The organism is Streptomyces sp. Ru73 (assembly GCF_002920575.1).
Lineage (GTDB): Bacteria > Actinomycetota > Actinomycetes > Streptomycetales > Streptomycetaceae > Streptomyces.
This window is the reverse complement of record NZ_PQSQ01000021.1, coordinates 26,528-41,842: the sequence shown is the minus strand read 5'-3', so window position 1 is coordinate 41,842 and position 15,315 is coordinate 26,528. Positions and strand designations below refer to the sequence as shown.

Annotated in this window: 10 protein-coding genes; 7 read left to right on the top strand and 3 right to left on the bottom strand. The window is 75.2% G+C overall.

What is annotated here, in order from left to right; translation table 11 throughout:
- The first annotated feature begins 107 nt into the window (after positions 1–107).
- On the top strand, positions 108–3,629 hold the full coding sequence (locus C3486_RS12700; RefSeq protein ID WP_258052742.1) for an indolepyruvate ferredoxin oxidoreductase family protein: 3,522 nt from the start codon (positions 108–110) through the stop codon (positions 3,627–3,629).
- On the top strand, positions 3,626–4,768 hold the full coding sequence (locus tag C3486_RS12695) for an acyl-CoA dehydrogenase family protein (protein WP_103832748.1): 1,143 nt from the start codon (positions 3,626–3,628) through the stop codon (positions 4,766–4,768). The genes C3486_RS12700 and C3486_RS12695 overlap by 4 nt, the downstream gene beginning before the upstream one ends.
- Positions 4,769–4,780: 12 nt before the next feature.
- On the opposite strand, the gene C3486_RS12690 is transcribed toward C3486_RS12695, so the two are convergent.
- Positions 4,781–5,008: a hypothetical protein gene (locus C3486_RS12690; RefSeq protein WP_103832794.1), complete on the bottom strand. Its 228-nt coding sequence runs from the start codon at positions 5,006–5,008 to the stop codon at positions 4,781–4,783.
- A gap of 199 nt (positions 5,009–5,207) precedes the next feature.
- On the opposite strand from C3486_RS12690, the gene C3486_RS12685 reads away from it, so the two are divergent.
- The 4 genes from C3486_RS12685 to C3486_RS12670 all read left to right on the top strand — a co-directional run bounded on the left by C3486_RS12685 (position 5,208) and on the right by C3486_RS12670 (position 12,550).
- Positions 5,208–6,596: an FAD-binding oxidoreductase gene (locus tag C3486_RS12685; protein ID WP_374936859.1), complete on the top strand. Its 1,389-nt coding sequence runs from the start codon at positions 5,208–5,210 to the stop codon at positions 6,594–6,596.
- 178 nt (positions 6,597–6,774) lie between these two features.
- Positions 6,775–8,136, top strand: a complete 1,362-nt coding sequence (locus C3486_RS12680; RefSeq protein ID WP_103832746.1) for a serine/threonine-protein kinase — start codon at positions 6,775–6,777, stop codon at positions 8,134–8,136.
- A 158-nt stretch (positions 8,137–8,294) separates the two neighbouring features.
- Entirely contained in the window at positions 8,295–9,458 is a 1,164-nt protein-coding gene (locus C3486_RS12675) for an exonuclease SbcCD subunit D (RefSeq protein WP_103832745.1), read from the top strand.
- A complete protein-coding gene (locus tag C3486_RS12670; RefSeq protein WP_103832744.1) occupies positions 9,455–12,550 on the top strand; it encodes an AAA family ATPase in 3,096 nt (1,031 codons plus the stop codon). Before C3486_RS12675 ends, C3486_RS12670 begins: the two co-directional genes overlap by 4 nt.
- Positions 12,551–12,556: 6 nt before the next feature.
- Here C3486_RS12670 and C3486_RS12665 read toward each other — a convergent pair whose 3' ends face one another.
- Positions 12,557–13,198 carry a CatB-related O-acetyltransferase gene (locus C3486_RS12665; RefSeq protein ID WP_103832743.1) on the bottom strand — a complete coding sequence of 214 codons (642 nt, stop codon included), beginning with the start codon at positions 13,196–13,198 and terminating at the stop codon, positions 12,557–12,559.
- An 86-nt stretch (positions 13,199–13,284) separates the two neighbouring features.
- Here C3486_RS12665 and C3486_RS12660 point away from each other — a divergent pair, with 86 nt between their 5' ends.
- Positions 13,285–14,151 carry an SDR family oxidoreductase gene (locus C3486_RS12660; protein ID WP_103832742.1) on the top strand — a complete coding sequence of 289 codons (867 nt, stop codon included), beginning with the start codon at positions 13,285–13,287 and terminating at the stop codon, positions 14,149–14,151.
- Here C3486_RS12660 and C3486_RS37985 read toward each other — a convergent pair.
- A complete protein-coding gene (locus tag C3486_RS37985) occupies positions 14,120–15,301 on the bottom strand; it encodes a GNAT family N-acetyltransferase (RefSeq protein WP_258052741.1) in 1,182 nt (393 codons plus the stop codon). The genes C3486_RS12660 and C3486_RS37985 overlap by 32 nt on opposite strands.
- Positions 15,302–15,315 lie beyond the last annotated feature (14 nt).

The following is a 15,315-nucleotide window of genomic DNA, read 5'->3' as shown; positions in this document are numbered from 1 at the left end:
ATTTCCCTGCGGATGCTTGTGCGTTCCGCTTCTCGTTGCTGTGCTGTGTGCCGTTCGTCACCACCCCCCACCCCAAGTTCCTTCACAACGATGTCGAGGAGGCTTGCGTGAGCACCCCACCCGCCGCGGTGTCGCTCGACGACAAGTACACGGCCACCGACGGCCGGGCGCTGATCTCGGGCGTCCAGGCCCTGGTCCGGCTGACGCTGGAGCAGCGCCGACTGGACGAGGCACGCGGGCTCGACACCCGGGCCTTCGTGAGCGGTTACCAGGGGTCGCCGCTGGGCGGGGTCGACCTGGAAATGGGCCGCGCCGCCCGCTTCCTGGACGAGGCCGGCGTGGTCTTCAAGGCCGGCGTCAACGAGGAGCTGGCCGCCACGGCGGTGGCCGGCACCCAGATGCTCGGCCAGGTGCCGGGCCGCCGGCACGAGGGCGTCACCGGGTACTGGTACGGCAAGAACCCCGGCCTGGACCGCGCCGCCGACGCCATCCGGCACGGCAACCTCGCCGGCACCGCGCCGCTCGGCGGAGCCGTCGCCTGGATCGGCGACGACCCCGGCTGCAAGTCCTCCACCGTGCCCAGCTCCTGCGAGCGGATGTGCCAGAGCCTGGCGATGCCCGTGCTCGCGCCCGGATCCGTCGCGGAGATCATCGAGTTCGGGCTGCACGCCGTCGCGCTGTCCCGCGCCACCGGCCTGTGGACCGGCCTGAAGATCGTCGCCGACATCGCCGACGCCTCAGCGACCGTGGACTTCGAAGCGCTGCGCCAGGGCATCCCGGAGCCGGACCGCAGCGCACGCGCCGCCTCGCCCGCGCTGGTCGGCCCCGCTGCCCTCGACGCCGAGCACGACATGCTCACCCGCCGTCTCGACCTGGCCCGCATGTACGCCCGTACGGCCGGGCTCAACAAGGTCACCTTCAGCGCCCGCCGCGCCACCCTCGGCATCCTCGCCTCCGGCACCTCCTACGCCGTCGTCCAGCGCGCCCTGGACGACCTCGGCCTGGACGAGGCGGCCATGGAGGAGCTGGGCCTGCGGCTGATCCGCATCGGCATGCCCTTCCCCGTGGCCGAGGAGGACCTGGTCGCCATGACCGGCGACCTGGAGCAGGTGCTCGTCGTGGAGGACAAGGTGGCGTTCCTCGAAGGAGCGCTGAAGGAGGCGCTGTACCGCACGGCGGAGGCGCCCGTCGTCGTCGGCCGCCGCGACGAGACCGGCCGCCCGCTGCTCACCGCCCGCGCCACGCTGGGCGCCGAGGACGTCGCCCGCGCACTGGCCCGCAGGATCGGCGCCGACCGGCTGCCCGAGCGGGCGACCGCCCACCTCGAAGCACTCGCCCCGGCCCGGCCCGCGCGCATCACCCTGCCCACCGTCGCGGCCCGCACCCCGTACTTCTGCTCCGGCTGCCCGCACAACACCTCCACCCGCACCGCCGACTCCACGCTGGTCGGCGTCGGCATCGGCTGCCACGCGATGATCGCGCTGGACGGCGCGGGACGCGGCACCCAGGTGGGCCTGACGCAGATGGGCGGCGAGGGCGCCCAGTGGATCGGCCTCGCGCCGTTCACCGACGACCCGCACTTCGTGCAGAACCTCGGCGACGGCACGTTTCACCACTCCGGCTCGCTCGCCGTGCGCGCCGCCGTCGCGGCCGGCGTCACCATGACGTACAAGCTGCTCTACAACGACGCCGTCGCCATGACCGGCGGCCAGCGCGCCGAGGGCCGCCTCGACATCCCCGCGGTCATCCGGCTGCTCGCCATCGAGGGCGTACGCAAGGTCGTCGTCACCACCGCGGAACCCGAGAGCTACCGCGGCGTCCGCCTGGACCCGGTCGCGACGGTCCGGCACCGCGACGAACTCCCCGACGTGGAGCGGGAACTGGCCGCCACCGAAGGCGTCACGGTCCTGCTGCACGACGACCGCTGCGCCGCCGAGGAGCGGCGGCTGCGCAAGCGCGGCCAGCTCCCCACCCCGGTGGAGAAGGTCGCGATCAACGAGCGGGTCTGCGAGGGCTGCGGGGACTGCGGCGACAAGTCGACATGTCTGTCCGTGCAGCCCGTGGAGACCGAGTTCGGCCGCAAGACCCGTATCCACCAGGCGTCCTGCAACACCGACCTCAGCTGCCTCAAGGGCGACTGCCCGTCCTTCCTGCTCGTCGAGCCGGGCCGCAAGGAGCCGCGGAAGGTCCCGGAACTGCCGGTCGCGCTGACCGAACCGGAACGCCGCTTCGGCCCGGACGGCACGCTGCTGCGGATGCCCGGCGTCGGCGGCACCGGCGTGGTCACCGTCTCCCAGATCCTGCAGATGGCCGCCCGGCTGGACGGCCTGTACGCCGCCGGGCTGGAGCAGACCGGACTCGCGCAGAAGGGCGGCCCCGTCCTCAGCGACCTGCGGATCGCCAAGTCCCCGGTCACCGGCGCGCTCCGGGCCTCCCGCGGCACCGCCGACGTCCTGATCGGCTTCGACCTGCTCGGCGCCGCCGCCGACACCAACATGGCCGTCGCCCGCGCCGGCCACACCGTCGCCGTGGTCAACACCGCCGTCCTGCCGACCGCCGCCATGGTCACCGGACGCGTCGTCCTGCCCGGCTCGCCCGACGACGCCCTGGAGCGCGTCGAATCGGTCACCCGCCGCGAGGACAACCTCTACCTCGACGCGCAGGGCCTGTCCGAAGCGCTCTTCGCCGACCACATGCCGGCGAACATGGTGCTCATCGGCGCCGCCTACCAGCACGGCTGCCTCCCCCTCAGCGCCGAGGCCATCGAGGACGCGATCCGCCTCAACGGCGCCGCCGTGCAGAAGAACCTCGCCGCCTTCCGCTGGGGCCGCGCCGCGGTCCTGGACCGCGCGGCCGTCACCGCGGCGCTGGCCGCGCCCGAACGCCCGGTCGTCGAGGTCACCCCGGTCGCCCGGGCCATCGCCGGCGAGCACACCGCCGACGAGGAACTGCGCGCCGCCGTCGCCACCCGCGCCGCCGACCTCATCGGCTACCAGAACGAGCGGTACGCCCGCCGGTACGCCGAGGACGTCGCCCGCGTCGCTGACCTCGCAGGCCGCCGCGGCGGCACGGAGGCCGGCTCCGCCATCGCCCTCGCCTACGCCCGCGGCCTGCACAAGCTCATGGCGTACAAGGACGAGTACGAGGTCGCCAGGCTCCACCTGGACGCCACCGAACAGGACAGGCTGCGCGACGAGTTCGGCGCGGGCTCCGCCGTCTCCGTCCTCCTCCACCCGCCCGTCCTGCGCGCCCTCGGCATGAAGCGCAAGATCCGGCTGCGCCGCACGGCCCCGGCCGCCTTCCGCGTCCTGCGCGCGGGCCGCGTGCTGCGCGGCACCTCCCTGGACGTCTTCGGGTACGCCGAGGTCCGCCGCGTCGAGCGTGCCCTGATCGGCGAGTACCGGCAGCTGGTGCGCGGCGCGCTCGCCCACCTCACCCCGGAAAACGCCGACGCCGTACGCGCCGTCGTCGAACTCCCCGACCTCGTCCGCGGCTACGAGGACATCAAGCTCGCCCGGGTCGCGGAGTTCCGCGCGCAGGCCCGCACCGCGCTCGCGGGCCTCGGCAGCACCACCACGAGCACCACCCGCACCACCAGCACTCTGAGCACCGCCACGGAGGCACGATGACCGTCGACCGGCTGCTGCCGACCCGGGAGGCCGAGGACCTGCTCGCCCTCACCCGCGAGATCGCCGACAAGGAACTCGCCCCCCGCGTCGACAAGCACGAGCGCGAAGAGCTGTACCCCGAGGGCCTTTTCAAGACCCTGGGCGAGGCCGGGCTGCTCGGCCTGCCCTACCCGGAGGAGTACGACGGCGGAGGCCAGCCGTACGAGGTGTACCTCCAGGTCATCGAGGAGCTGGCGGCCCGCTGGGCGGCCGTCGCCGTGGCCACCAGCGTGCACACCATGTCGGCGTACGCCCTGATGACGTACGGCACCGAGGAGCAGCGGCAGCGCTGGGCGCCGGACATCCTCGGCGGCGGCCTGGTCGGCGGCTACAGCCTCTCCGAGCCGCAGGCCGGCTCCGACGCCGCAGCGCTGACCTGCAAGGCGGTGCGCGAGACGGCCGGCTACCGGATCACCGGCAGCAAGGCGTGGATCACCCACGGCGGCAAGGCCGACTTCTACACCCTCTTCGCGCGCACCTCCGCCGGCAGCCGCGGCATCTCCTGCTTCCTCGCGCCCGGCGCCACCGAAGGACTCACCTTCGGCCGGCCCGAGGAGAAGATGGGCCTGCACGCCATCCCGACCACGGCGGCCCACTGGGACGGCGCGCTCATCGAGGCCGACCGGCTGATCGGCAGCGAGGGCCAGGGCCTCCAGATCGCGCTCTCCGCGCTGGACTCCGGCCGGCTGGGCATCGCCGCCTGCGCCACCGGTGTCGCCCAGGCGGCCCTGGACGCGGCCGTGGCGTACGCCAACGAGCGCACCGCCTTCGGCCGGAAGATCATCGACCACCAGGGCCTGGGCTTCGTCCTCGCCGACATGGCCGCCGCCGTCGACTCGGCCCGCGCCACCTACCTCGACGCGGCCCGCCGCCGCGACGCGGGCCGCCCGTACGGCCGCCAGGCCAGCGTCGCCAAGCTCATCGCCACCGACGCCGCCATGAAGGTCACCACGGACGCGGTACAGGTGTACGGCGGGTACGGCTACACCCGCGACTTCCCGGTCGAGCGCTACATGCGCGAGGCCAAGATCATGCAGATTTTCGAGGGCACGAACCAGATCCAGCGACTGGTGATCAGCAGACAGCTGTCGCGGCCGTGACACTCGTGCCGGTCACGCGCTGCTGACGCTGGGGCCGCCGTAGTCGTGCGGCGGGGCGCCGCGCCACTCGACCCACGCCGGATCGTCCAGCAGCGGTTCGGCGTCGGGCAGGCCGCTCCGCCGCAGGAACTCCACGACGTCCATGTCGCTCTGCGCGAGGCCGAGGTTCTCCCCGTCGACGTGCACGTGCCGCCCGCCGGCGGCGGAGGGCGGCTGGATGACGATGCGGGCAGTGCTCATGCACACCACCGTGCCGCCTGCCGCGCCGACGCGCATCCGAGGGCGCGCGTACGGACCGCGCAGGGCCGGTGCGTACGGGGGCGCGGCGAGCGGGGCCCTTCGAGGGGCGGTGATCACTGTCCCCCGAAGGGCGGATACCGTGCGGACATGGCAGACGTGTTCGAGAAAGTGCAGGTGATCGCGCGTGCTGATCGATGAGCTGCGGCAGGAACTGCCCGAAGGACGGCTGGTCGAGGACCCCGAGATCGCCGCGGGCTTCGTCCACGACGAGGCGGAGTGGGCGCCGCACGGCACGCCCCTCGTCGTGGTCCGGCCGCACACGGCACAGGAAGTGCGCACCGTGGTGCGCGCCTGCCTGCGGCACGGCGTCCCGCTCGTCACGCGCGGCGCAGGCACCGGCCTCTCCGGCGGCGCCAACGCCGTCGAGGGCGGCGTCCTGCTCTCCACCGAGCACATGAACGCCCTCCACGAGATCGACCCCGTGGAGCGCCTCGCGGTCGTCGGCCCCGGCGTCGTCAACGACGACCTCCGGGCCGCCTGCGCGGAGCACGGCCTCTGGTACCCGCCGGACCCGGCCAGCGCCCCGTGGTCCACCATCGGCGGCAACGTCGCCACCAACGCCGGCGGACTGTGCTGCGTGAAGTACGGGGTCACCCGGGACTACGTCCTCGGCCTCGAGGTCGTCACCGGCACCGGCGAGCTGGTCCGGCTGGGACGGCGGACCGCCAAGGGCGTCGCCGGGTACGACCTCGCCGGGCTGATGGTCGGCTCCGAGGGCACGCTCGGCGTGATCACCGAGATCACCGTGCGGCTGCGGCCGCTGCGCGAGCCGGAGCGCACGGTCGCCGGGTACTTCTCCTCCGTCGTGGACGCGGGCCGCGCCGTGGCCGCCGTCGGCGCCGCCGGGCTCACCCCCTCGGCGCTGGAGCTGATCGACCGGCACTGCCTGGCCGCCGTCGACAAGTGGAAGAACATGGGCCTCTCCGTCGACGCCGACGTGGTGCTCCTCGGCCGTACGGACGCACCCGGCGCCGCCGGTGAGCAGGAGGCGGCGCGCATGCTGGCCTGCTTCGAGGAGGCCGGCGCCACCTGGGCGGCGCAGTCCACCGACCAGGAGGAGGCCGACGCGCTGTTCGACGCCCGGCGCCTCGCCTACCCGGCACTCGAACGCCTCGGCCCGGTCCTCACCGAGGACGTCTGCGTCCCCAAGGCCGCCGTGCCCGAGATGCTCGCCCGCATCGAGCGCGCCGCCGCCCGGCACGACACCCTCATCGCCAACATCGCGCACGCCGGCGACGGCAACCTGCACCCGCTGCTGATCACCCCGCCCGGCGACAGCGCGGCACGGGAGCGTGCCCAGGCCGCCTTCCACGAGATCATCGCGGACGCGATCGCGCTCGGCGGCACGGTCACCGGCGAGCACGGCGTCGGCCTGCTCAAGCGCGACGGGCTGGCCCAGGAGCTGTCCCCGGCCGTGCTGGACATGCACCACGCGGTGAAGAGCGCCCTGGACCCGCAGGGCATCCTCAACCCCGGCAAGGTCGTGCCGGTACGCGCCCGCGAGGAGGGCGCCGGCCGGCCGGAGTGACGCAGGCGCGGGCCTCCCGGTCCACCGTCCGTACGCGGGTACGTCCGCCGTCCGTACGCGGGTACGGTCCCCCCTGCCCGCGTACGGACGTCCGGCCTCTACGCTGCTGATCATTCGTTGGTCGGCGCGGGCCGCCGGGCAGAGCAGGACAAGAGGGACGAGGGGGACGAACATTTCCATGCACGGTCTCGAACCCGCGGATCCGCCGGCCCTGGGCGGCTATCCGCTGCTCGCCAGGCTCGGCGCGGGCGGCATGGGGCAGGTGTACCTGTCCCGCACGGCGGCCGGACGGCCGCTGGCGCTGAAGACGGTCCGCTCCGACCTCGGCGCCGAGCAGGGCTTCGAAGCCCGCTTCGACCGGGAGATCCGCAACAGCGACCGGGTCCGCTCCCCGTGGTCCGTCGCCGTCGTCGACCACAGCGCCCCCGGACAGCGGCCGCAGTGGCTCGCCACCGAGTACGTCCCCGCGCCCTCGCTCGGCGACTGGGTCGAGCGGCACGGACCGCTCCCCGAAGCGGCCCTGCTCGCCCTGGCCGCCGAGCTGTGCGGCGCGCTCGGCGCGGTGCACGGCACCGGACTCGCGCACCGGGACGTCAAGCCCGGCAACGTCCTGCTGGCCGGCGACCACCCGCGGCTGATCGACTTCGGCATCGCGCGCGCCGCCGACGACTCCCGGCACACCCACACCGGCGGAATGATCGGCTCGCCCGGCTTCCTCGCGCCCGAGCAGGCCACCGGCACCGGGACCGCGGCGCCCGCCGACGTCTTCTCGCTGGCCGCCGTCCTGGCGCACGCCGCGACCGGCCGCGGCCCCTTCGCACGTCCCGAGGAGAACGCCTCGGCCCCCGTACTGCTGTACCGCATCGTCCACGAGGAGCCCGACCTCGACGGCGTACCGGACGCGCTGCGTCCGCTGCTGGCCGCCTGCCTGGTCAAACAGCCGGAGGAACGGCCGACGGCCAGCGCGCTCGGCGAGCGGCTGGCGGACATCGGCGCCCACGGGCACCAGTGGCAGCAGGCGGTACCGGCCGCGCTCGCGGCGGACCTCGCCGCCCGCGAACGGTCGCTGCGCGCGCTGGCCGACGGCACGCCCCCGCCGCGGCAGGAGCCCGGCCCCGGCACCGCCGGCACTCCGGGTTTCGGCCCGCCGCCCACCATGCCCCCGGCCCCGGCCCCACCGGCCTCCGTACCGCTGCCGGCCGCCGCGCAGCCGGCGGCGTACGCACAGCCGCAGGTCGCCGTACAGCCGCAGTTCTCCGTACAGCCACCGGTTTCCGCGCAGCCGCCGGTCGCCGTGCAGTCGGCCTTTCCGGCGCCCGCTCCGGGCGGGGCTCCGCAGGTCCCCGTCCCGCCCGTGCGGAAGCGGCTGTCGAACCGCATGCTCGTCAGCCTCGTCCTGCTGGTGCTCGTGCTCTCGCCCGTCCTCAGCCGGACGATGCGGGAGCCGGTCTTCTTCCTCGTGGTGGCCGCCCCGTTCGTCCTGGCCGGCTTCCTGATCCGCCGGGCCGTCGTCCGGCGCCGCGGACGCCGGGGCCGCTGACCGCCCTCGTGCCGCCGCCCCCGCGACGAAAAACCGAGGTCCGTGGGAAACCGGGGACCCGGGGACGCTAGCGTGGTGCCTGCCGTTGACCACCGGCCGCGGGCCGTACGCGGGCACAGCACGGGGAGGAAGGAAAGCATGCAGGTCGGAGCCGTCTGTTGAGAATCTTGCACACCTCCGACTGGCACCTGGGCCGCTCGTTCCACCGCGTGAACATGCTCGGACACCAGCGCGCCTTCCTCGACCACCTCGTCGAGACCGTACGGACGCACCGGGTCGACGCCGTGCTCGTCGCCGGTGACGTGTACGACCGCGCCGTACCGCCGCTCGCCGCCGTCGAGCTCTTCGACGAGGCGCTGCACCGCCTCGCCGACCTCGGCGTGCCGACCGTCATGATCTCCGGCAACCACGACTCGGCCCGCCGGCTCGGCGTCGGCGCCGGCCTCATGGAGAAGGCCGGCATCCACCTGCGCACCGACCCGGCCGGCTGCGGCACGCCCGTACTGCTCGCCGACGACCACGGCGACGTGGCCTTCTACGGCCTGCCGTACCTCGAGCCGGCCCTGGTCCGCGACACCCTCGGCGCCGAGAAGGCCCGCCACGCCCAGGTGCTCGGCGCCGCCATGGACCGGGTACGGGCCGACCTCGCGGCGCGCCCCGCCGGCACCCGCTCCGTCGTCCTCGCGCACGCCTTCGTCACCGGCGGAGCGCCCAGCGACAGCGAGCGCGACATCACCATCGGCGGCGTCGCCTCCGTACCGGCCGAGGTCTTCGACGGCGTGGACTACGTGGCGCTGGGCCACCTGCACGGCTGCCAGCAGATCACCGAGCGGGTGCGGTACTCCGGCTCCCCGCTCGCGTACTCCTTCTCCGAGGCCCGCCACCGCAAGTCCATGTGGCTCGTCGACCTGGACGCCGACGGCGGCCTCACGGCCGAACGGCTGCCCTGCCCGGTGCCCCGGCCGCTCGCCCGCCTCCGCGGCCGCCTGGAGGAGCTGCTCGCCGACCCCGGCCTCACCCGGCACGAGGAGTCCTGGGTCGAGGCCACTCTCACCGACCCCGCACGCCCGCACGAACCGATGGCCCGGCTCACCGAGCGCTTCCCGCACACCCTCGCCCTCGCCTTCGAACCCGAGGCGCGGGACGGCGGCCCCGGCGGCTCCTACGCACAGCGGCTGCGCGGCCGCAGCGACCAGGAGATCGCCGAGGACTTCGTGGCACACGTACGGCCGGGCCGGGCCGCCGACGCCGCCGAACGGGCCGTGCTGCGCACCGCGATCGAGGACGTACGGGCGGACGAGGCGGCGAGGGAGACGGCGTGAAACTGCACAAGCTGACACTGGCCGCCTTCGGGCCGTTCGGCGGCGTCCAGACCGTCGACTTCGACCGGCTCTCCGGCGCCGGCCTGTTCCTGCTGCACGGCCCGACCGGCGCCGGCAAGACCTCCGTCCTGGACGCCGTCTGCTTCGCGCTGTACGGCTCCGTCCCCGGCGCCCGCCCCGGCGGCCAGTCGCTGCGCAGCGCGCTCGCCGCGCCCGGCACGGCCACCGAGGTCGTCCTCGACCTCACCGTCGCCGACCGCCGGCTGGAGATCACCCGGCGGCCCGAACAGCCACGCGCCAAGAAGCGCGGCACCGGCACCACGATGGAGAAGCCGTACAGCGCGCTGCGCGAGTACGACCCGGCGGCGGGGGAGTGGCGGGCGCTCAGCCGCTCCCACCAGGAGATCGGCGAGGAGATCCAGCAGCTGCTCGGCATGAGCAAGGAGCAGTTCTGCCAGGTCGTGCTGTTGCCGCAGGGCGAGTTCGCGCGCTTCCTGCGGGCCGACGCCGAGGCCCGCGCCAAGCTGCTCGGCCGGCTCTTCGACACCCGCAGGTTCGCGGCGCTGGAGGAGCGGCTCGCCGTGGTCCGCAAGACGGCGGCCGACCGGGTCACCGCGGCCGACGACCGGCTCCTCGCGCTCGCGCACCGGATGGCCCAGGCGGCGGGCGACACCCCGGACCTCACCGACGGCTCCGTACCGGCACCGGGCAGCGCCGAGGAGTCCGCCACCGGTCCCCGCAAGGGGACGCGTAGCCGTACGAAGAAGGCGGCGGGACGCACGGCGCCCGCGCCCGGCGAGCCCGGCTTCGCCGCCACCGTCCTGGCCTGGGCCGCGGTCGCCAGGGCCGGTGCCCGCGAGCGGCTGGACATCGCCGCCGCGGCCGCCGCCCAGGCGGAGAGGGCCGCCGCCGAGGCCGCCCGCGCGCTGGAGGACACCCTCGAACGCGCCCGGCTCCAGCAGCGGCACGCCGAGGCCCGCCGCCGTGCCGCCGCCCTCGACGCGCAGGCCGCCGACCGCGACCGCGCCCGGCAGCGGCTGGACCGCGCCCGCAAGGCCCAGCGCGTCGAGCCGGCGCTCGCCCTCCGCGAGGCCGCCTGGCGCGACCACGAGGCGGCCCGTGCCACCGAACGCCGCTGCCGCGACCTGCTCCGTCCCGACCTCGTGGAGGCCGGTGGCGACCAACTCGCCGCGCTGGAACACCGGCTGCGCGGCGAACTGGGCTCCCTGGAGGCCGCCCGTCGCGACGAGCGGCGCGCCGCCGAGATCGCCACCGAGCGCACCGCGCTGGAGCGCGAGGCCCGCGACGACGAGCAGACCCTCCTGGACGCCCAGGACTGGCTGGCCGGCTGGGACGCCAACCGCGCCGCCCACCAGCACCGCATCGACGCAGCCCAGGAAGCGGCGGCCCGCGCCGAACAGCTCGCCGCGCGCATCGAACCCGCCGAGGCCCGGCTCGCCGCCGCCCGCCGCCGCGACCACGCCGCCGCCGGCCTGGCCGACGCCGAGCAGGCGGTGCTCAGCGCCCAGGAGGCGGCCAACGCGGCGCACGAGGAGTGGCTGAGGCTCAAGGAAGCCCGGCTGCACGGCATCGCCGCCGAACTCGCCAAGGACCTCAAGGACGGCGAGCCCTGCGCCGTGTGCGGCGCGACCGGCCACCCGGCCCCCGCCCGCACGGAGGCCGGCCATGTGGGCCGCGACCAGGAGGAGGCCGCGTTCGCCGGGTACGAGCGCGCCCTGGCAGCACGCGAAGAGGCCGAGCGGGCCCGGCAGTCGGTGAAGGAGGAGCTGGCCGCCGCCACAGCGGGCGCCGGTGACGCACCGGTCGACGCACTCGCCCGGGAACTGGAGACGCTGCGCGCCGAGCACGCCGAGGCCCACGCGGCCGGTGCCGCGCTGCACGCCGCACGCGAAGCCCTCGCCCACGCCGAGCGCGAGTACGAACAGCGCCGTGCCGAACAGCAGGCGGCCCAGCAGCGCACCGCGGCCCGCGACTCCCGCCGTGACGCCCTGGACCGCGAGGAACAGTCGCTCGCCGAGGGACTGCGCCGGGCACGGGGCGACAGCGCGAGCGTCGCCGACCGCGCCCGCCGCCTGGAGCGGCAGGTCGAGCTGCTGGCCGAGGCGGTCACCGCGGTACGGGCCGGCGAGACCGCCGCCGACCGGCTCAAGGAAGCCGACGCGGCCCTCGCCGACGCCGCGTACAAGGCGGGCTTCGACACCCCGCGGGAGGCCGCCGCCGCCCTGCTGAGCGACGACGAGTGGCGCCGCGTCCAGGCGCAGCTGGACCACTGGCAGGCGGAGGAGACCGCGGTCCGCGCCGAGCTGGCCGACCCGCGCATCGCCGACGCCGCCGCCCTGCCGCCCGCCGACACCGACCGGGCACGCGCCGCCTCGGAGGCCGCGGCGCGCAGGCTGCGCGAGGCCGCCACCGCGCACACCACGGCACGCGAACGCTGCGCCGAACTCGACCGGCTCTCCGCGCGCGCCGAGGCCGACGCGCGCGAACTGGCCCCGCTGCGCGAGGAGTACGACCGGGTGGCCCGGCTCGCCTCCCTCACCGCGGGCACGTCCGCCGACAACGCGCGCAAGATGCGGCTGGAGTCCTACGTCCTCGCCGCCCGCCTCGAACAGGTCGCGGCCGCCGCCAGCGCCCGCCTCACCCGTATGTCGGCGGGCCGCTACACGCTCGTGCACTCCGACGAACGGGCCGGCGGCGCCCGCCGCTCCGGCCTCGGCCTGCACGTCGTCGACGCGTGGACCGGGCAGGAGCGCGACACCGCCGGACTCTCCGGCGGCGAGACCTTCTTCGCCTCGCTCTCCCTGGCCCTCGGCCTCGCCGACGTGGTCACCGACGAGGCCGGCGGCACCCGGCTGGACACCCTCTTCATCGACGAGGGCTTCGGCAGCCTGGACGAGCAGACCCTCGACGAGGTGCTGGACGTCCTGGACTCCCTGCGCGAACGGGACCGCAGCGTCGGCATCGTCAGCCACGTCGCCGACCTGCGCCAGCGCATCCCGGCCCAGCTGGAGGTCGTCAAGAAGCGGTCGGGTTCGTCCGTGCGCCTCCGGGTCGCCGACGGCCTCGGCTGACGGCCGTCAGGGGGCCGCCGCCGCCAGTTCGTCGAGGGTGCCGGACATGACCGTACGGACATGGCGGGTGAGGTGGTCCAGCGGCCAGTCCCACCAGGCGATGTCCAGGAGCCGGGCGACGTCGGCCTCGTCGTACCGGCGGCGTACCAGCCGGGCGGGGTTGCCCCCGACGATCCCGTAATCGGGCACGTCGTCCACGACGACCGACCCCGAGGCGATGACCGCGCCGTGGCCGATGCGGACGCCCGGCATCACCGTGGACCGGTAGCCGAACCACACGTCGTTGCCGACCACCGTGTCGCCCCGCCCCGGCAGTCCGGTGATCAGGTCGAAGTGCTCGGCCCACGAGCCGCCCATGATGGGGAACGGGAAGGTCGAAGGCCCGTCCATGCGGTGGTTGGCGCCGTTCATCAGGAAGCGCACCCCCGTGCCCAGCGCGCAGAACTTCCCGATGACCAGCCGTTCCGGGCCGTAGTGGTACAGCACGTTCCGGGTCTCGAAGGCGGTCGGGTCGTCCGGGTCGTCGTAGTACGAGAACTCGCCCACCTCGATCAGCGCCGAGGTGACCAGCGGCTTGAGCAGCACGACGCGCGGCTGGCCGGGAACCGGGTGCAGCACCGTCGGATCGGCGGGAAGGAGCGGCGGCATGACGGGTACCTCTTTCTGACGTTGCGTGAGGAGCTACAGGAAAAAGGGGATGACAGCAGGCGCCCCGGCGGCCAGGCTGGTCGGCCATGACCAACGATCACGACCGGCACCCCGGAGCTCCCGAACCGTCGCCGCCCGTGGCCGACCTGCGCCGCGCCCCCCACCCGCTGCGCGGCCGGACGGCGCTGGTCACCGGCGCCAGCCGGCGCGGCGGCATCGGTTACGCCGTGGCCCGCCGGCTGGCCGCGTACGGCGCTGACGTCTACCTCCACCACCATGTGCCGCACGACGCGCGGCAGCCGTGGGGCGCCGACCCCGGCGGACCCGAGGCGGTCGCCGCGGGCGTACGCGAAGCGGCCCTGCCCGGCGCCGTGGTGGCACACGGACCCGCCGACCTCGCCGACCCCGAAGCCCCGGCCGCCCTCCTCGGCACCGCGGCCGAGGCGCTCGGCGGGCGCGTGGACATCCTCGTCGCCAACCACGCGCTCAGCGGCTCCGACGGCACCCTCGACACCATCGACGCGGCCATGCTGGACGCGCACTGGGCGACCGACACCCGCTCGGTGATCCTGCTGGCCCAGGCGTACGCCCGGCACCGCACCGCGGAGCAGCCCGGCGGCCGGATCGTCATGCTGACGTCCGGTCAGGACCAGGGCGGCGGCATGCCGGGGGAGGTGGCCTACGGGCTGGCCAAGGGCGCGCTGGCCTCGGCCACCCGGACGCTCGCCACGACCTTCGCGCCGCTCGGCGTCACGGTGAACACCGTCAACCCCGGCCCCGTGGACACCGGTTACGCGGTCGGCGAGCTCCGCGAGTGGGTCGCCCGGCGCTTCCCCGGCGGCGCCTGGGGCGCGCCCGACGACCCGGCCCGGCTCATCGCCTGGCTCGCCACGGACGAGGCGGGCTGGGTCACGGGCCAGGTCATCCACTCGGAGGGCGGGTTCCAGCACTGAGCGGGGTGCCTCCGGCGGCGGGGCCGCCCGCCGCCACCGCTTCCTCCGCACCGGCCGCCGCACCGCTTCCGGCGTAGCCGAAGACGTACATGCCGGAATCCTCGCCGGTACGGAGGAAGCCGGCACGGGCCAGTACGCGCTGCGAGGGCAGGTTCGCCGGTTCCGTGGTGGCCCGCAGCGCCCGGATCTCGGGCCGGGCCACGGCCCACGAGGCGAGCAGCCGCACGGCCTCCGTCGCCCAGCCGGCGCCGCGTGCCGAGGGAGACAGGTCGTAGCCCAGCTCGGCAGTGCCGGTCTCGTCGGGCGGCCCGTGGAAGCCGATGCCGCCCAGGGCCACGCCGTCCTCGGCACGAGTGATGGCGTACGTGCCCCAGCCCGGCCGGTACAGCCCGCCCGCCGCCAGCTGCACCATGATCCCGGCGCCCTCCACCGTGCCCTCGGGCGGCATGCCGTCCACCCACGCCAGCCCGGCCGTCCCGCCGTCCGCGAGCCGGGCGCACTCGGCCGGGGGCAGCGCCCGCAGCGTCAGCCGGCCGGCGGTGAGCGCGAGCGGGAAGCCGGATCCGGCGGCGGTCAGCGCCTCGAAGAGCCGCGCGGTACCGGACTCCGTGGCGGACCCGAGGTCCGCGGTCTGCCCGTCGGCCACGGTCAGAATCCGCCAGGACCCGGCCTCCGGGACGAGATCGGTCGCCACGAAGCGGCAGTCCATCTCCCGCACGGAGCGGGCCACATCGTGCAGATCCGCCACGGAGCAATCCCCGGCCTCCGCGTCCGGGAGCAGCGAGGTGGTCAGGACGGGGACGCCGTCCACCCACCACACCCGTACCGACGGCGCGGCGTCCGCGGGGGCGAGCCCGGGCTCCCGGTACCGCTCCGGCCCGGTGAGCAGCGTACGGCCGCGGTCCGCCAGTGCCGCCGCCAGCTCGGCGTAGCGGGCAGCGGGCAGCGGACGGCCGCGGTACCAGACGGGGCCGTCACCGGCCGGCACGCCGGCGACGGCCGACGCCGCGTCGCCCGCGAGCAGCGCGCCGAGGTCCGCCGCCGCGACGTGTGCCCCGGCCGCACGGGCGGCCCGCGCCTCCCGTGCGAAGTCCGGGCCCGTGCCGCCCTGTTGCGGCGGATCGTCGGGCAGGAGGAAGAGGAGGGTCATGGGGCTGGACCCTA